The organism is Burkholderia pyrrocinia (assembly GCF_003330765.1).
GTDB classification, from domain to species: Bacteria; Pseudomonadota; Gammaproteobacteria; order Burkholderiales; family Burkholderiaceae; genus Burkholderia; species Burkholderia pyrrocinia_B.
Map to the genome: position 1 here is coordinate 2,900,700 of NZ_CP024903.1, position 17,664 is coordinate 2,918,363.

Annotated in this window: 11 protein-coding genes and 1 pseudogene; 4 read left to right on the top strand and 8 right to left on the bottom strand. The window is 65.5% G+C overall.

Going from position 1 to position 17,664, the window contains the following annotated elements; translation table 11 throughout:
• Nucleotides 1-5 precede the first annotated feature (5 nt).
• The 4 genes and pseudogenes from CUJ89_RS30800 to CUJ89_RS30815 form a co-directional block, all read left to right on the top strand.
• Entirely contained in the window at nucleotides 6-1,283 is a 1,278-nt protein-coding gene (locus CUJ89_RS30800) for a lipopolysaccharide biosynthesis protein (RefSeq protein ID WP_114181025.1), read from the top strand.
• Complete coding sequence (locus tag CUJ89_RS30805; RefSeq protein WP_236655004.1) at nucleotides 1,273-2,412, top strand: hypothetical protein; 1,140 nt, start codon at nucleotides 1,273-1,275, stop codon at nucleotides 2,410-2,412. The genes CUJ89_RS30800 and CUJ89_RS30805 overlap by 11 nt, the downstream gene beginning before the upstream one ends.
• Entirely contained in the window at nucleotides 2,409-3,494 is a 1,086-nt protein-coding gene (locus CUJ89_RS30810) for an acyltransferase family protein (protein WP_114181026.1), read from the top strand. The genes CUJ89_RS30805 and CUJ89_RS30810 overlap by 4 nt, the downstream gene beginning before the upstream one ends.
• A gap of 13 nt (nucleotides 3,495-3,507) precedes the next feature.
• A pseudogene (locus CUJ89_RS30815) lies at nucleotides 3,508-4,219 on the top strand (pyridoxal-phosphate dependent enzyme); the annotation flags it as partial.
• Nucleotides 4,220-4,290: 71 nt separating this feature from the next.
• Here the strand turns inward: CUJ89_RS30815 and CUJ89_RS30820 are convergent.
• The 8 genes from CUJ89_RS30820 to CUJ89_RS30855 all read right to left on the bottom strand — a co-directional run bounded on the left by CUJ89_RS30820 (nucleotide 4,291) and on the right by CUJ89_RS30855 (nucleotide 17,431).
• Nucleotides 4,291-5,358 (bottom strand): fimbrial protein, encoded by a 1,068-nt coding sequence (locus tag CUJ89_RS30820; protein WP_114181027.1) that lies wholly within the window; start codon nucleotides 5,356-5,358, stop codon nucleotides 4,291-4,293.
• Nucleotides 5,359-5,405: 47 nt separating this feature from the next.
• On the bottom strand, nucleotides 5,406-7,913 hold the full coding sequence (locus CUJ89_RS30825) for a fimbria/pilus outer membrane usher protein (RefSeq protein ID WP_114181028.1): 2,508 nt from the start codon (nucleotides 7,911-7,913) through the stop codon (nucleotides 5,406-5,408).
• A gap of 124 nt (nucleotides 7,914-8,037) precedes the next feature.
• Complete coding sequence (locus tag CUJ89_RS30830; protein ID WP_114181029.1) at nucleotides 8,038-8,754, bottom strand: molecular chaperone; 717 nt, start codon at nucleotides 8,752-8,754, stop codon at nucleotides 8,038-8,040.
• A 54-nt stretch (nucleotides 8,755-8,808) separates the two neighbouring features.
• On the bottom strand, nucleotides 8,809-9,402 hold the full coding sequence (locus tag CUJ89_RS30835; protein ID WP_236655005.1) for a fimbrial protein: 594 nt from the start codon (nucleotides 9,400-9,402) through the stop codon (nucleotides 8,809-8,811).
• A 570-nt stretch (nucleotides 9,403-9,972) separates the two neighbouring features.
• Nucleotides 9,973-13,014: a hybrid sensor histidine kinase/response regulator gene (locus CUJ89_RS30840; protein ID WP_114181030.1), complete on the bottom strand. Its 3,042-nt coding sequence runs from the start codon at nucleotides 13,012-13,014 to the stop codon at nucleotides 9,973-9,975.
• A 41-nt stretch (nucleotides 13,015-13,055) separates the two neighbouring features.
• Nucleotides 13,056-13,730, bottom strand: coding sequence for a response regulator transcription factor (locus tag CUJ89_RS30845; protein WP_114181031.1), 675 nt, complete (start codon nucleotides 13,728-13,730; stop codon nucleotides 13,056-13,058).
• 386 nt (nucleotides 13,731-14,116) lie between these two features.
• The gene (locus tag CUJ89_RS30850) at nucleotides 14,117-14,344 is read right to left on the bottom strand and encodes a hypothetical protein (RefSeq protein WP_236655006.1); all 228 of its coding nucleotides are present in this window, start codon (nucleotides 14,342-14,344) and stop codon (nucleotides 14,117-14,119) included.
• Between the two features lie 54 nt (nucleotides 14,345-14,398).
• Complete coding sequence (locus CUJ89_RS30855) at nucleotides 14,399-17,431, bottom strand: ATP-binding protein (protein WP_114181032.1); 3,033 nt, start codon at nucleotides 17,429-17,431, stop codon at nucleotides 14,399-14,401.
• Nucleotides 17,432-17,664 lie beyond the last annotated feature (233 nt).

Sequence of the window (17,664 nt, forward strand, 5' to 3'; positions counted from 1 at the left end):
CACGCATGCTCATTCGACTTCTGCTCCGCTTCTCCGCGCTGGGCCTGAAATTCGGGCTCGCGATCGTCGTCGCGCGCATGCTCGGCTTCGACGCGGTTGCCGCCTACGGAATCGCGGTCGCCGCGTCCGTGATCGCGTCGAAGGTACTCGGGCTCGGCTTCAGCACCGAACTCAACCGCCGGCTCAGTGCTCGCAATCCGCTACCCGCGATCGGCAGGGCACGCACGCTGTGCGGCGTGTTCGCCGGCCTTTACCTGCTGGCCGTGCTGGCGCTCGGCGCTGCGGGCGGGGGCGCCGCGCATGTGCTCGGCATCCCGACGTCGCTCCTGTGGGGCGTGCTGCTCGTCGCGCTTTCCGAGCATGCCGCATTCGAGGCCAACGCGTGGCTATTCTCGCTGCATCGCCCCCGGGCCGGCTCGCTGCTGCTGTTCGTTCGCACCGGCGCATGGGCCGGCCTCGCGTGCGCAGGGCTGCTTGCCGGCGTCCTACACTCGATCGAGGCCGTCTTCGCCCTCTGGTTCGCGAGCAATGCACTGGCCGTCGCCGTGTGCTGGCGCAGTCTCGCCGCGCTCATGCGCCGTGCGCCGCATGCCGCGCGGGCGGATCGCGCGCCAGGACTGCACGACCTGTTCGCGGTGTGGCGGCACGGTCTGCCGTTCTATCTGGCTGGCGTGCTGCTGTCGTCGCTGCAATACGCGGAACGCTTCATCGCCGGCGGCCTCGCGAGCACCGATGCGCTCGGCCGCTACGTGTTCGCGTGGTCGATCGCGAATGCCGTGCAGACGATCGCGTTCTCGGCGATCGCCGTCACGGCCGGGCCCCGCTTCGTGCGAACACTCGCCGCCGATCCCGCCGCATTCGGCCGGCAGTTGCGTCGCGCGCTAGCGGCGGCCGTGGGCGTCACCGCGCTTGCCGCCGTGGCGATTCTTATCGTGCACGACGAACTGTTCCGGCTCGCGCACGAGCAGGCTGGTACGCGCGAGGTCGCCGTGCTGGCCGTGCTGCTGGCGTCGTTCGCGTTGCGCTCGGCCGCCGATGTGCTGTGGACGGCCGCGATCGCGTTGCGCGCGGGCCTGGCCGTCACGCTGTCGATGGCCGCCGTCGCGGCCGCATGGGCACCGCTTGCGTGGCATCTGATCGGGCATGCGGGCACGACGGGCGCAGCGCTTGCACATCTGGCAGCCAGCGTCGGCATCGTCGCGGCCCTCGCGCTGATCGTCGCGCGCGGCGCGCGAACGCATGCCGTCACACCGCGTCGGGAGGGCCTGTCCGATGCTGCGTAACCTGCTCGTCGCGGGCCCGCCACTCAGCCGCGCGCTGATACGCGCGATCGCTACCGCGACCGTGCTCGTCTACTGGGGCATTTACGCAAAGGCTGGCACGTTTCTGCCGGAGTTCGTCTTTCGCGACGCGGAAAAGATCCAGAGCCAGATTGGCGGCTCGAATACCTACGATGGCACGTCGTTCGACGCGGTCGCCCGGTTCTACGCGATGCTCGGCGAAACCGGCACACACCTGTTCGTGGCGACGATCGGCGCGCTGTGCATCTGGCGCATGATCGGCCACGGCACGCGCGTCGGGTCGATGGCGGCGTGTCTCGTCCTGCTCGCGCCCTGCGTGTTCTTCAACCTGTTCGTCGCGAGCAAGGACACGATCGTCGTATTGATGGCCATCGTGCTGGCCGGCATCGCGCAGCGCCGCCCGACCGCCGTCTTGTTCGTCGCCGCCGTGATGCTCTATGTAGGCTATGCGGTGTTCGTGCGCAGCTACTTCGCGCTGGTCCTCGCGATCGCGCTCGTCGCATTGCTGTTCAGGCATATGTCGTGGCGCGGCAAGGCATGGCTGACGCTCGCGGTACCCGCCGTGCTGTTCCTGGTGCCGCCCGACGCGTACTACCTGCTGCAGCACCCGCGCGACATGGCCGCCGACTACCTCGCGTACGGCTCGCCGTTCGGCGCGCGCACCAGCTTTCGCAATCCGATGGAGCCGACCTCGTTCGCGGCCTTCTGCGCGAACTATCTGTATGCGGTGCTGCGGCTGAACCTGCCGGCGATGTTCATGCCGGGGCCGAAGGAGATCGTCATGCAGATGTTCGTGTGGATCGCGCTCGCGTCGGTATGGCGCCGCACGCGCGGCGCCGGCCGGGCGCGCGAACTGCTCGCCTGCCTCGTCATCGGGCACGTCGCCGTATCGATGCTGTTCGAGCCCGACCTCGGCAGCTACACGCGCCACCTGTCGAGCGTGGCGCTGCTGTGCGCGATGCAGTTCGCCGGAATCGGCCCGCGCGCCGATCGATCGCGCCCGACGCCCCACTACCGGGGCGATGCGCATGCGCAAGCTGCCGAAGATGCAACGGCCCGGTCGCGCCTTGCCGCTGCCGGCCCGCGACACGTCGACCGAGCCCCGACATGAACACGCTCTCGCAGCGCCAGACCGTGTTCAGCAACATTCAGCGCGCACGAGCGGTGGCAGCGCTCGCGGTTGTCGGCTACCACATGCACGTGCTGCCGTTCGGGCAGAACGGCATCGACGTGTTCTTCGTCATCGGCGGCTTCATCATGTCGTGCGCAGCGCCGCGCGAGGGCCGTGCATTCCTCGGCAAGCGGCTGATCCGCATCGTGCCGCTCTATTGGCTGACGACGCTCGGCGTCTATGCGATCGCAGTGCTGCGTCCGCAATGGCTGAACACGACGACGGCGGGGCTGGACTACCTCGTGAAGTCGCTGTTGTTCGTCCCCTACGTCGACGACAGCGGCCACCGCGGCCCGCTGAATCCAAACGGATGGACCCTCGAATACGAGATGCTGTTCTATCTCGCAGTCGCGGCATCGCTGCGGTTTGTGCGGGCCCGTTACGCGACCGCGCTCGCCGCGTTGCTGCTCGCGCTCGTCTGCGTGACCCTGGGCGCGACGGGCGCGACCGTCGTCGCGGCGCATCCCGGGATGCCGCTCATGCTGGAATTCGGACTCGGCGTGCTGGCCTACTGGACGCTGGAAACCGGTATCGGCAGCCGGATCGCCGCCTCCGTCTGGGCGGCGCTCGCCGCCGCGAGCGTCGCGGCGCTCGCGCTGCTCCCTGCCCTGCACGACGTGCCGTCCGGCTTCGCGCGCGTGGCCGGCTGGGGTGGCCCGGCATGCGTGCTGATCGTCTCGCTCGTCGCACTGGAGCTGCACGGCCGAAAGATCGCGAACCGGCTCGCGATGGCGCTCGGTGCCGCCAGCTATTCGATCTATCTGATCCATCCTTTTGTGATCGGCATCGCGGGCAAGATCATCGGGGCGCGCGCCGATCTCGGCACCTCGTCCGGGATCGCCGTCACATTCGCTTGCCTCGTCGCGATCTGCGCAAGCGGCTTCGCCTGCCATGTCTGGATCGAAAAACCCATGCTTGCAATGCTTGATCGATGGTTCAGGCGTGTGCGGCCGGCGAGGGATCCGTCATGGCATCCGGTCCAAGGCAATCCGCAGCACGCCGTGAGCAAATCGTATGTGTGACACGCGATCATCAAGCTGGGTCAATTACTACGACGCCGTCTACGATCGCGTCGGCAACATCGAGATGTCGCGGATCATGGGCGTCGACGTGCGGCTCGCGCCAGACGGCTTCGACATCGGCATCCGCCCGAGCAGGGAAAACGCGCTGGAGAGCATGCCACGCGCGGGCGGCAAGCCATATCCGATTCCGGCCGGATGCTCGGAGCACCCGCTCGCGGCCTCGGTTTCGTCGGCTTCGCCGAAGAAATGCGGCAACAGGACGCGGAACTCGGCTCCAAGTTCGACTACATCGTCGTGTGCTCGGTGACGGGCAGCATGCAGGCGGGGGATGGTCGTCGGCTTCGCGGAGGACGAATCCCCGACCGCATGATCGGCATTGATGCATCCGCGACGCCGTAGAAAACGCACGAACAGATCACGCGGATCGCTCGCCATACCGCCGAGCGGGTCGGTCTCGGGCGGCATCGACGAGAAAGACGTGACCCTCGACACGCGCTACGGCTGCCCCGAATATGGCTTGCCGAACAATGGCACGCTCGAGGCGATCCGGCTGTGCGCGCGGCTCGAAGGTGTGCTGACCGACCCGGTCTACGAAGGAAAGTCGATGCACGGGATGCTCGACAAGGTACGGCCCGGCGAATTCGAACCGGGCTCGAAGGTACCGTACGCATCTGGGCAGCGTGCCGGCGTTGAGCGCTTACAGCTTCATTTTCCGCGACGGCTGAAGCCCAACGCCCGGCGATGGGGAAAGCAGTGAAGCGGGGCAGCAGCATCGCCGTCCGCTTCACGAATCCGGTCAGTTGTACTCGAGAATGTAGGTCAGCGTGGCATCCGCCCGGCCAGCCTTGATCTCGCCGCCGCTAGCGGCGTAACTGGCCTTGCCCCGGAATCGATACAGTTCGCTATCGGCGCCACTGGAGGTCCAGGTAGTCCTCAGCGCCCGCTCCTTGGCAAACGGCAATGCGACGCCGCTGCTGTCGGTCAGTGCGACACCCACACCCTGAGCCTTGCCCGCCTGACCTTGCCCGCCCGTGAGCAGCATGCCGTCGCGCGGCGAATTGCCTGCGAAATAGATCTTCACCGCCGGCTTCGTGGTCGGATTCATGCCATCGCAGCGGATGTCCAGCGAAAAATCCTGTTGCGTCACGTTTCCCTTCTTGAGGTCCCCAATGGCGACTCGCCCCAGATCGACGGTAGGCGGCAGCGCCGGGTTATAGCAACTCGTGTAGTAGAAGTTCTGTTGCAGCGTGGTCGTCAACTGCGTGCCCGTGATGGAAATACGGGTCTTCGGGTTGGTGGCGATGTGAAAGTGGGTACTCAAATTGAACGGCGTCATGCTGCCCTTTCCCACCTCCATCCCGGTGCGGATGAACTCGACGCGCATCCTGTTGGCGAACGGGTTGGGAATGGTCGGCCCCGAGGACTCGCGGTCGAAGGGCGGAAGGATGGGGGTCATCCAGTTGCCGAGGCTCGACATGAAGCTCAACCGAATGCCGACGCCGGTGACGCCGCTTTCGTAGATCATCTTGCTCGCATCCTGCAGCGGCAGCGTGGTCACCAATGCGTCCATGCCCCAAAGGTCGCCTCGATCGCAATTCCACAACGGGGTTCTGTCGTAGACGACAACGTCATAGGCGGCCATCACTGCGCCAATGGCGACGGCCTTCAGCGTGGTGGTGGCCGGCAACGCCGCGACTTGTACCTGGGAAGGCGGCTGGAGCCCGTTCATCACACACGTGGCCCGGGCCTGCACGCTCCAGCCACCCCAGAACAGCAGCATGCCCCATAGCATCGCCGTGCGAAGCCGTGCCATGCCCTGCCTCGACATGCCGGAGCGGTATTGGATATTGGTTTGACTATGCATTGCAGTCTCTCGTATCTGTGATTAAGGACGCGCTTTCCGGACCCGGATCAGTTGGCGCTGGCATCCGTGTCGCCGCGCATGCAGCTCACCGCCTGGCGCTCGTAGGCCAGCTCCTTGTTCTGCGGCTTCAGGGTGTAGCCGATCGTGCAGCGCTTGTCGCCCCAGCGCACGTCGATGCTGCCTTGGTCCTCGATGCCGAACACGAGCAACCGGGACTGGTTGTCCACCATGCCGAGCGTCTTGCCCTGCGCGTCGTACGCCTGGGCACCGAACGGAATCTTGCCCCCTTCGTCCAGGCTCAGTTCGAACTGCACGCGCCGCCCCGACTCGGCCTCGAAGCGGGTCTTGACGATGGCCCCGCGCGTGGGCACCACCATCCTGGCGTTGTCGGTGATTTCCGTCTCGGTTCCGATGCTGGACGGGTCGATGCTGAGCCAGTTCTGACGGTAGGGCTGCAGGTACGGCAAGACCGCATAGCCGCGCCGGTCGGTGCGGACCGTCTGCGATCCGCCGAACGTCACGTCACGCACCTTCGGCACCTCGACCACGGCGAACGTTTCGCCGAGCGGCTGCCCCGTCGTGATGCCGCCACCGTGCACGACCACCGAGCCTGCGGCGCCCACATCCAGATGCCTGCCGGAGCGGTCCTGGTTGAAGTTGCCGGTCAGCTTTGCATTGGGCGTATCCCAGCCGGCGCTGACACCGCCCGATCCGCCGCCATTGCGGCTGTAGCCGGCCTGCACGCCGTAGCTGAGGGTGTTGCTCTCGTTCAGGAAACCCGACACGCCGGTCTGCATGTTGAAGTCGCCGCCCGTGGACGAGACCGCATTCGCATAGACGCGATGCGTGTTCGACACCTTGCCCAGCGGGATGCTGACCGATACGTTGAACTGCGTTTCCGGGCGCCCGAAGGGCCCCGATTCCTGGATGCGCGATGCCGCGATGTTGTAGCTGACGTTCTTGTAGCTGTTGCTGTAACCGACCTGCAGACGCCGGCTGCGTCCCTCGCCGTTCCAGTACGTGGTATCGCCGACGCCGAGGAACATCGAGCCACTTGCAAGCGGCTGGTTGATGTTCACGTCCAGGCGGCTTTTCTGCCGCATGATGCGCGGGCCGTACGAACGGTCCGTGTCCTCCACGTGCTGGCTCAACGTGCGGTAGCCATCCGTGGAATAGCGATAGCCGACCATCGTGAAGGTCGTATTGGTCGGATAAAGAGTCTTCGAGTACAGGAATCGTACGCTCTGGCCTTGCCTGGTGCCGGCCGACGTGCGCGACCGGCTGTTCGTGACGTCCAGCGACACGCCGCCGAAGGGTGTGTTCACACCCACGCCGACGTTGGCCGCCATATAGTTCTGTGCGGCGAGAATACCGCCATATCCGGTGAAGTTGTCGGACAGGCCGTACACCAGCGTACCCTGCGAGAACTTCGGGCTCGACTGGCCCGGCACGCGATACTGGCCGGCAGCGAATGCGTAGCGCAGGCTGCCGCGCCGGACCATCACCGGCAAGTAGGAGTATGGCTGCGTGAACCGGCGCACACGTCCGTCCGCCTCGGTGATCTTGATCTCGAGGTCGCCGTTCGAGCCGCTCGGATAGATGTCCGTGATCTCGAACGCACCGGGCGGCACCGGCGTCGAATAGATCACATAGCCGTTCTGCCGCACCTCCACGACGGCATTGCTCTCGGCAATGCCGCGCACGGTCGGCGCGAAGCCAACCTCGCTATCAGGCAGCATGCCGAGATCGGTGCCGATCTGCGCGCCCACGAAGCGCACGCTGTCGAAGATCTCGCCTGACGTATACAACTCGCCGGCCGCCACCTTGCTGCGCAGGCGCCGTATATCACGCTCCACGAAGCTGCGGTTGCTGCTGAAGCGGCTCCCCGCGCCTGTGGTTCCGGTCAGCGTCGATTCGTTGCGGAAGCGCCAGCCACCAGCATTGAAGCCGCTGCGCAGACCGACGAAGTAGTACTCGCTGCTGTATCCGTGGCCGTCGTTGCGGCTGTAGTTGACCTGGTAGTCGCTGTAGAGGGCGGGAATGCCGTCGTCCCAGAGCGACGGGTCTACGTAGCCGCGCGACGTTCGAGCGACATATTTTTGCGGGAAGCTGATGTTCAGCGACAGCGTATTGGACTCGAAATCCACGGCAGCGCCGTCCGCCACGCTGGCCAGATCCACGACCGTCGCATCGTCAGCGCCCGACGCGATGCGCCCGTCCTTCTCCAGCCGCGCGACGTCGACACCGACCGCACGCAACAGCCCGAGCGTCACCACCGGCTTGACGGCGCCGTCGGCGTCCGCGCGGAACACGATGTGATGGCGCTTGAGCAGCGTGCGATTCAGGTAGACGTAGACGTCGTAGCTGCCCGGCAGCACCGAGCTACCCTTCTCGAAATAGCGTAGCTCGACAGGCCCTTCACCCTTGCGCAGGAAAGACTCGTTGAATTCCATGGCATGGCCTTGCGCAGGCAGCACCAGTCCAAGCATCGCGAGGCACGATGCGCCGATCTGCCCGGCAGTCCAAACATCGGCTTCCTTCCTGACGATTTCCATACCCTTTCTCTCAGTAGTTCACCTCCCGGCGCGAGCGGAATCGCAAGCGCGAGCGCTCCCCTCCCAAGGCAGGGCCTCGGGATGACGAAGATGAAGAGGAATGCGGCGCGTTAAGCTGGCCGCCTCAACTAGCGGTGGTTCCGTCGTGGGGCTCGACGGCGCCGTAGTCGTTGATCGATTCGAAGTGAACCTTGGCACCCGCGGCAGCGGCGCTGCCCGGCAGATCCTTGACATCGAAATTGCGTGTGGCGGACGGCGGCACCATCTCGGCCGCCGCGGCATAATCCCGGCCGCCGCTTTGCACCTTGACCGAAGCCAGCGATACATGGAAAGCCGACGGATTGCTCACTTCGAGCTGCGCCTTGCCGCCGCGATTGACGAGGCGCCAGCGAAGCTGCGCAGGTGCGCTCTCCACCTTGCCGGGCAGGCCGGCAGGCCGGTAGAAGAACTTGATGCGCTGACGCACGGCAATCTGCAGCGTGTTGTCGCCCTTGGACTTCTGCGGGATCTCCTGCACATTGAGCCAGAACGCCGACTCGCGATCGGTGGGCAGGCCCTGACCGTAGTAGAGAACGCGCAGCGTCTGCTGCTTCTCGCCGCCCAGGCGGCTGAGCGTCGGCGTGATGACGAACGGCACGTCCGCCTTCTCGTCGTTCGGATCCATCCACGTCTGGATCATGACGTCGGCCGGCGCGCGGTTCCGGACCATTAGGGACGCCTCCTTGCTCGGCGCGGCCAGCACGACGCGGGTTCCGTCGAGCGTGATGCCGGCGAGCGAGGCGCCCGAAGACAGCAATAGCGAGCCGGCCAGGGCCAGCCCGGCAAAGTGGAAGCGTTTCATATTGAATTGGATAGAGTGCGTGGGCGGGAAGCGATCTCCCCGCCCAGAGGCTGATTACTCGTAGGTCAGCGTGAAAGGCAGCGTGCCGTTGGCGGTACCGGCAGCGATTTCGTTGCCATTCGCCACGTAAGCAGCGCGCAGCGCCAGGTTGGCCGTGTAGATCGGAGCTTCGGCCGTGCCGCCTTGGACCAGCGGTGCGTCGAACGTCTCGTTGGCGTTCAGGTTCAGCAGCGTGCCCGCCGTGCTGTAGATACCGATGCCCACGCCCGTGGCGGTACCGGTGACTTGCAGCAGCTTGTTGTTCTTGCCGTCCACTCCCGAACCACCAGCCGGATCGAAACGAACCTTGACCGAGCTCAGGCCCTTGCCGGTCGCACCGCAATCGAGGTTGAGGTTGATCGCAGTACCGGCCGCAATGCCGCCGCCGGCGGTGCCGGCCAGCGTATCCGCGCTGACCTTGCCCAGCTTGACGTCGATGGACTGGCCACCCTTGCTGCCGGTGACGGACGTCCCGTTACCGCCGGTAATGGCGCACGATGCGGCGACGATCTCACCCGTAAAGTTGATGGTGCCGTCTGCAGCCATCGCGCTGCTTGCTGCCAGTGCGACCGCTGCTGCGATAGTCATTTTCTTGATGTTGATTGCCACGATTCACTCCGTTTAAAAATCATGAAATAACTCTTTGTCAGAGCTGGAATAATCATAATTTCCGAAGAAAAATCGCGATATAGTAATGGTTCGAGACTATGAATCAAACCCGTAGTACTTGTACTAAATCTTATGCGAGCGCATATTCACCACCAATCGATCGCTACGCACTCGTCGGCAAAAAAATACATAACATATTGATTTCATTGAACAAATATTAAAATTATATTTTTGCAACGAGCAGGCAACAGTACGGCTACGAGTGAAGCCAATCTCATGCACACGACATCGCGCCCCCGGATTTCTCAGCGATAACGGTTAAATAAATTTAACTTTCCATGCGCAGCGGGGCTGCGTCGCGCGGCTAATCGGGCAACGTGGACCTGGAAGCGCAAACACAATGAGCGGCGGTTTTCACGAATACTTCATGTATCGGCGCGAAGCGTTTGAATCGGATGCGCGGGCGCCCGAAGCAGTGGCCGCCTTGTTTGCCGCGAATGGGCGCGATTCGGGCGTCCCGACCCCACCGCCGTCAACGGCGACGGCGACGGCGAACCTTGGAGGCGTCGATCAATCGGCCTCGTGTGATTCGCGTTGCCCGGCCCCTGACAGCCGTTTCAACGCGCGCTCGATCTCGGCTTCGAGCGCCGGCCACTGCGCCTTCATCGCGTCGATGCCACCTTCGTTCACGGTCAGTTCGGCTCGCGCGCATGCATCGCTCGCCGCGGTGTCGCCGGCCAGCGCGAACCCGCCGCGCATCGAATGCAGTTCGATCTTGACCGGATCGATTTCACCGCTCGACAGCGCGTCGCCGATCACCGCCAGCGAATGCAGCGTTGCCGCGCGCAGCGTCTCGCGAATCTCGTCCGATATCACCGGCCGGTTGTCGGCATGCCCGCCGCCTGCACGCGCCGCATCGGAAGCAGCCGCAGGGTCACGCGCCGTCTGCCGCCGCAGCACGGCGTCAAGCGCATCGATCGACAGCGGCTTGAGCACGACTTCCGCCGCCCCCGCCCGTTCGCAGCGCCGGTAATCCTCGTCGGTAGCATGCGCGGTCATCGCGATCACCGGCACCTTCGCCCCCTGCTCGCGCAGGAACCGCGCCAGCGCGAAGCCATCGAGTTCCGGCATGCCCAGGTCGGTCAATACGACGTCGAACGGATGCTCGAAGAATGCCCGCATCGCTTCGATGCCGTTCGTCACGATCGTCGCGTCGTAACCCAGCGCGTCGAGCTGGTCGCGCAGCAGCGCGCGGCTCGCCGGATGATCCTCGGCCACCAGCACGCGCAGCGGCGGCATGTCGTCGTACGTTTCTTGCACCGGCGCCTGCCCGCTCTCGGGCGCCGCGTCCGGCTCCGCAAACGCATCCCGCCAGCCGGCGGGCGCGGCGGGCAGCGGCAGCGCGGCGACGAAGGTCGTGCCCTCGTCGACCCGGCTTTCGACCGTCAGCTCGCCGTGCATCAACGCGGCAATGCGTCGGCACAGCGGCAATCCGAGCCCGGTGCCGCCGAAGCGCCGGAACACGGACGGGTCGGCCTGGATATAGACGTCGAACAAGGTCGGCAGCGCATCGTCGGGAATACCGATGCCCGTGTCGCGCACCGCGATCTCGACACGGCGGACGCCTGCGCCGTTCGTCTCCATCCGCGCGTCGATCGTGATGCCGCCGCGCTTCGTGAACTTGATCGCGTTGCCGACGAGGTTCGACACGAGCTGACGCAGCCGCGTCGGGTCGCCGACGTAGCCGTCCGCCAGGTCGGGCGCGATCCGGCATTCGAGCGTCAGATGCTTCGCGTCCGAGATCGGGCGAAAGATCGCCGCCACGTCGCGCAGCACGCCGCGCAGATCGAACGGGATGTGCTCGAGCACCATCTGGTTCGATTCGGCCTTCGACAGGTCGAGCACGTCGTTGATCACGCGCAGCAGCGCATCCGACGACGACACGATCGTCTTCAGGCGCCGCCGTTCCTGTGACGGCAGCGCCGCGCGCGCCATCAGTTCCAGATTGCCGATGATCGCGTTGAGCGGCGTGCGGATCTCGTGGCTCATCGTCGCGAGAAACGTCGACTTGGCCCGGTTGGCGTCTTCCGCGGCCTCGCGCGCTTCCCGCAGCTTGTGTTCGGCCTGCTTGCGCGCGGTGATGTCGAGCAGCGTGCAGAGCAGCACGTCGACGCCGCGAAAACGGGTGCGTACGATGTTCGCCGCGAAAAAGGTCGTGCCCTGCCCGGCCAGCTCGACCGCCAGCTCGTGCGTCACGACGCGCGGCGCGCCCGAGCCGCGACGGCTCTCCCGATACGCGTGCCAGAGCCGCTTGCCGAGCGGCGGCCCGGAGGCGGCCTTCTCGTACGCGAGCATCGTGTCGTTGCGCACCATCGTGTCGCCGTCGGCCAGCGACAGCAGCATGAGCCCGGCGGGCGCGACGCGGATCAGCGTGCGGTTGAGCGCCTCGCTCTCGATCAGGCGTAGCGCCCGCCGGTTCGCCGGACGCAGCGCACGCCGGTCGAACAGCAAGATCGCGATCCAGAGCATCGTAATGGCAAGCAACGCCAGACCAACGGTCAGGCCCGCTTGCACGGCGATAGCCGCCGCGACGGTGCGCCACGAGAAGGTCACCATCAGCACGAGATCCGGATCCGGCAGACGGTCGACGATGACGAAGCGGGTGCCGACGCGCTGCGTTTCAATATATTCGCCACGCGGAAACCGTGCATACTCGAGCGCTCGCGCGATCATCCCGCTGCTGCGCGGCGCGCCGGCCAGCACGTTGCCGCGAACGTCGATCAGCGTGTATTCCTCGTCGCCGCCTTGCGGCTCAAGAATGCGATCGATTCGGGAACGGCTGTTGACGACGGCCCATGCAAACGGTTGCCCGTTGCTGTCGTACAGACGGCTGGCAAATCGCAGCACGGGACGTCCGAGAAGCGGATCGATGTGCCGTTCGAGCAGGACGCCTGCCCCGTCCGGCTGCCGCGAAACGATGCTTGCGTCCGAAGGCGTCAGCTGTCGTATCAGGCGCTTCAGGTCGAATCCGTCAGGCAGGGCAAGCGCCCGCCCGGCGAGCTCCGGATCGAATACGCCGAGAAAATCCACGTTCAGGCCGATCAGGTAGCCGGACAATCCCACGTCGACCGGAGCCTGCGTGGCTGCGACGTCGAATTGCCGGAAAATCAGCCCGAGATAAGGGGAATACAGGCTGGCCGGGCGATCCGGCGCAATATCGGCCAGCCCGACGAACGCCGCGTGGCCGAGCCGGTAGCGGACCACCCTGCCGTGATCCTCGGCGAATTTCCGCAATACGTCCGGCGATACCTGCTCGCCGGCTTTCCAGAGGCTCTGCGAATTGTTGAGGTACTGGCCGAACAACAGCTTCGTCGACTGCAGCTCGCCTTGCATTTGCGCTTCACGCTTCAGAAAGGCCCCCCGCACCTGCGTGAAGTAGTCGAGCACTTCGAGTCGCACGACGAGCGCCGCGCACACCAGAATGAACACCGTGATTGCCGCGCCGCTGCCGAACAGCAGGGACTGCTGCTGGCGCCGAACCCGGCCCGGCTCGAATGGCTTGTGCCCCGCCGACGCGAGATGGGCAACGAGTCTCTTCAATTTTGCGGGCATGTCGTTACGATCTCGTCGGCTTCCGGTCGCAGCGTTTGCTGCTACGCATTCTCCGGCGGCACGTCGCCGGCCGGCGCATTCTGGAGCTTGCCTTCGTCGGCATAACGGATCAGGTCTGCGTCGCGGACGATGCCAAGCTTCTTCATTGCACTGGACTTCTGCGAACTGATGGTCTGCTTGCTGCGGTGGAGCTGCGCGGCGATCTCGCCAACCGTGTACCCCGCGCAATACAGCCGGACCACTTCGATCTCGCGCGTCGTCAACTGGCGCACGGTCGGCGGCGCTTCGCTGCCGTCCAGCAATTGCTTGATGAACGGCGACATGTAATTCGCGCCGACATAAGCGGCATGAACGGCGCCGACCAGATGCGAAATCGCGTCCGACTTGCTCAGGATGCAGCCGACGCCCTGTTTCTGGATCGCCCGCAGCACGCTCGGATTGTCGATCATCGTGATCGTCACGAGGTGAAGCGCGGGATAACGACGCTGAAGGAACGACAACAGCGCAAGCCCGTCGCCGTACTTGCCGCCCGGCATCACGTAGTCCACCACGACCACGTCGCACGGTTGCTCGTCGAGCGCCGCTACCAGGTCTGTCGAGTTCGAGACGGCTCCCACCAGCTTGATCGTGCTGCTTCCCGCAAGCGCCTGCGACATCCCGAGCGCGGACGAAGGATGATCGTCCGCCACCGTCACACGCACAAAAAATTCATCCATGGTTGCTGTTCTCCCCGTAGCTTCCGGCCATGCTGCATATTTCCCGAATCGACGGGCGCCGTTGGCGCCACGTCATGCGGAAAAACGACCGCATCCGGCAAACCGGATGAGTCACGACATGATTTTAAGATAAAAGGGATGGACCGCCTCGCGCCGTGGGACTGGCGGCCGGGATCACGTCGCGGTTTCGCCCGCCACCGCGCGGGAAAATCCGGCACACACGCGCAAGCCGCGAGCGACACATGCGCATACGCGCCCGCGGCGTGCCCGCCGGATGCAATCGGGCAACCGGCGCGGACAACGGCACCGGTACGCCAGTGTACGGGGGTGACGTGCGCCTGCGCAAATGCCCCGATACGCTTCCGCTCGCGTCCGTGCGGCCGCGACTATCGCCCGACCGCCGGATCGCTCCCGTCGCCCTGACCGTCTTCCGCCAACTGCTGCCACTCGCTGAGGGCGCGCCGCCGCTGTGTCGGCGACATCATCAGGAACTCGTTCATCTTCACGAGAAATTCTTTCCTGGATTTCTCCGGTAGCGTTGCAAATCCGAGCAGCAGTGCGAACACCTTACCCGTATAACGCACGGCCTTTCCCCCCCATTCGTGAATAGTCATGCGCCGCTCGCGTTGCGATGCGGCACGCCTGCCTTCGATACTTCGGCCGTGCGGTCACGTCGACACGGCCTGATCCTGCACACGCTCTGCCGGTACGCGTTTCCCCCGGCGCCGCGCCGCCAGCGTCAGCGCGCGGATCCATTGCGCCAGCGTCACCGGCTTCGTCAGCCGCTGCTCCACGTCGGCCGCCGCATACCGCGCCGCCTCGTCCGGCGCCAGATGCGAGGTCACCACCACCACGTCGCAGGACAGGCCGAGATCGCGGACCCGCTCGGCCAACGCGCAGGCGGGCATGTCGGGCAGATCGGCGTTCAGCAGAAGCACGTCCCACGCGCCGCCAGCCAGCCGGTCGAGCGCCGTTTTCCCGAGCCCCACGGCCTGAACTGCGCATCCGAGCACATCGAGTTGCTCCCGAAGCAATGCGACGCTCGCCGCGTCGTCGTCGGCAAGCAGCACGCGCAACGCTTGCTGGCTCTCCGCCTCGTCCGCCCGGTCCGCAGCCTCGCACGGCGACGCGCGCGGGCCGGCAATCTCCGCCACCCGCATCATCGCGGCGCGCAAGCCCCCCAGCGAATAGCTCGACACGCGAATCGTCCTGCCGGCGATATCGGGCTGAAGCGGTCCGTCCGGCGTCGCGAGAATCACCGGCGTGTCGCCGCCGAGGCTATCCAGTTGGGTGTGAGGCCATGCGTCGGCATCCCCGAACAGCAGGACCGCGCATGCGTGCGCGACGCGCTCGCGCGGGATGCGCGCCGGGCTGTCGTACGAGTCGACGTCGAAGCCCCACGTGCGCAGATGGGGCAGTGCGAGATTGCGCCACGCTTGCCGCGCCGACACGACAAGCGCCGCGCGATCGCCGGACGACTCGCAGGCGGCGTCCGCAACGATTGCAGTCCCGAGCGGCAAGCGCACGGTGAAGCTACTGCCGACGCCCGGCGCGCTCGTCACCGATATCGTTCCCCCCATCGCGGCAACGAGCCGGTCGCACAGCGCGAGGCCCAGCCCCGTGCCGCCATAGCGCCGGGCAATCGACGTGTCGACCTGCGAAAAAGCCTTGAACAGCTTCTGCCGGTTCGACTCGTCAATGCCGATGCCCGTGTCGTCGACCGCGATCGAGAGCTCGGCGGAGCCGGATTCGGTCTCGCGAACCGCGATACGCGCGGTGACGTGGCCGTCGCGCGTGAACTTGATCGCGTTGCTCAGCAAATTGCCGAACACCTGCTCGAGACGCGTCGGGTCGCCGCGCATGCGTTGCGCGCTGCTCGCGTCGATCTCGGCGAACAGCGGCAACCCCTTCGCTTTCGCGATCGGCGCATAGGCGGCCAGTTCGCGCCCGATCACCGCGACCACGTCGAATTCGATCGATTCGACCGTCATCGCGCCCGCCTCGATCTTCGAGAAATCGAGCACGTCGCTGACGAGCGTCATCAGGACTTCGGCCGACGCGCGCAGCGTCTGTACCCGGGTGTGCTGCGCTACGTCGAGCGCCGAACGCTCGAGCAGTTCCAGATTGCCGAGAATGACGTTGAGCGGCGTCCGGATCTCGTGACTCATCGCGGCCAGGAACGACGACTTGGCCGCATTCGCCGAATCGGCCGCGCGCACCGCTTCCTCCAGCTTCCGGACGAGTTGCCGCTTCGCCGTCACATCGACGGCCGCCGCGATCAACACATCCTCGCCCTGGTAGCGCGCGCCGCGCGCGATGATGTCCAGATGCAACCACGCGTCGTCCGGCCCCGCCAGCGGAAGAACGACCTGCATCGCCCCCTCGGGCGCGCCGCACGCAACAAAGGCTTCGTAGTGCGCGGCGACCTGCGCGGACAGCGTCCGACCGTCACCGCCGCATCGCGCGATCGTGTCCGTCAGCGTCCCGCTCGCGAGCATCAATCTGCCGTCCGACCGGGAAATCAGGCCGAGCCCGATCGGCGCCATCTCGACCACGTTGCGGCACAGTTCCTCGCTGTCGAACACGCGTTGCGAGCGTGCGTACACGGGCACCAGCGTGCGCCGGTAGAACCGCACCAGCAGCGTCCACATGACCGCCAGGGCCAGCAGCGTCGCGGCGGCGAGCGTGCCCGCCTGCCACGCGACGCCCGCCGCGACGGCCTTCCACGAGACCGCGTAGGCGACAATCCAGCCTGTCGAAGCGAGCCTGCCGCGAAATACCACGAAGCCGTCGCGAAACACGGGCGCGTCCGGCTTCGTCAGATCGCGCCGTGCATCCAGACCCAGCAGACGTTCGCTCAGCGCCTGATCGGCCGCGGCACGGCGCTCCATCGTCACGAGCCGGTTATCCGCGGTGGTGATGAAGAAGATGCCATCCGACGACGGCGTTTCAGGCAGCCACGACAGCAGGTATTCCGGCGCATATTCGGTCACGAGGACCGCAAACGGCGCGCCATCCGAATACGCCTGCGCGGCAATCCGGATCCGTGCCTGCCCCATGACGGGGCCGTCGTACGGCGGCAGCCAGCTCACGCGTGGGGGCTCGCCCGCCGCCGGCGGCCGCGCGTCGCCGAAGTCGATCCGCAGCGCATCGAGCACGCGGGCGCGCTGCACGGGTGTCGCCAGCGCCGGCCAGTCTTCGTCCATGCTCGGCACGAGGCCGAATACGCCGGCACGCGTGCTGTAGTGGTAGCCCTCCAGCAGCCTGCCGCGATTGATCGAGCTTGCCGCGCAAATGCGCGACAACAGCATCGACAACGCGAGATAGCGCGAAACTTCGGCGCGGTTCCCGGTCTGACCCGGCACGCCCACGACGAGCGACGGATACGGTTTGATCGTGACCCGCTGATCGTTGTCGAAGAACGTGTCGACGACGCTGTCCGGCGCGCGCGAGATCTCCCGCCAGATCAATTGAGTATTCGCGACGCCGTTGCGGAACGATGTCTCGCTCACCTTGATTTCTTCGAGCGTCTCTTCGCTGCCGGTCAGGAAATTCCGCCGCTCGGCCTCGATGTGCCCATAGACGATCGACACCATCCCGAGCGCGCAGGCGATCAGGATCAGGACGGTGACGAGAATGCCGCCGCCGAACATCGAGATGCTCTGGTAGCGGCGGATGGACTGGAGCGGGCTGTAAGGCATGACGCAACACGACGACGCTCCGGGCACCGGAACGCGATCGGATCCGGGCCCCGGCGTCTCGCACGAATGCGGCCGGGAAAAGTGGCGGTGGCCCGATCATGCCAAACGGCTTGCTGAAAATCAGTGCGAAATGGGAGGTTTAGTACTTGTCAAATAGATTTGGAATGCAATTTTGAACTTGACCGAGAATCACTGGATAAATTCACGCGACAAGCGTGCGGATCGGATGCGTC

Bases quoted from the DNA above. Each gene is read 5' to 3' on its own strand.
- CUJ89_RS30800 (WP_114181025.1), top strand. From the start codon at position 6: ATGCTCATTCGACTTCTGCTCCGCTTCTCCGCGCTGGGCCTGAAATTC.
- CUJ89_RS30805 (WP_236655004.1), top strand. From the start codon at position 1,273: ATGCTGCGTAACCTGCTCGTCGCGGGCCCGCCACTCAGCCGCGCGCTG.
- CUJ89_RS30810 (WP_114181026.1), top strand. From the start codon at position 2,409: ATGAACACGCTCTCGCAGCGCCAGACCGTGTTCAGCAACATTCAGCGC.
- CUJ89_RS30820 (WP_114181027.1), bottom strand. From the start codon at position 5,358: ATGCATAGTCAAACCAATATCCAATACCGCTCCGGCATGTCGAGGCAG.
- CUJ89_RS30825 (WP_114181028.1), bottom strand. From the start codon at position 7,913: ATGGAAATCGTCAGGAAGGAAGCCGATGTTTGGACTGCCGGGCAGATC.
- CUJ89_RS30830 (WP_114181029.1), bottom strand. From the start codon at position 8,754: ATGAAACGCTTCCACTTTGCCGGGCTGGCCCTGGCCGGCTCGCTATTG.
- CUJ89_RS30840 (WP_114181030.1), bottom strand. From the start codon at position 13,014: ATGCCCGCAAAATTGAAGAGACTCGTTGCCCATCTCGCGTCGGCGGGG.
- CUJ89_RS30845 (WP_114181031.1), bottom strand. From the start codon at position 13,730: ATGGATGAATTTTTTGTGCGTGTGACGGTGGCGGACGATCATCCTTCG.
- CUJ89_RS30850 (WP_236655006.1), bottom strand. From the start codon at position 14,344: ATGACTATTCACGAATGGGGGGGAAAGGCCGTGCGTTATACGGGTAAG.
- CUJ89_RS30855 (WP_114181032.1), bottom strand. From the start codon at position 17,431: ATGCCTTACAGCCCGCTCCAGTCCATCCGCCGCTACCAGAGCATCTCG.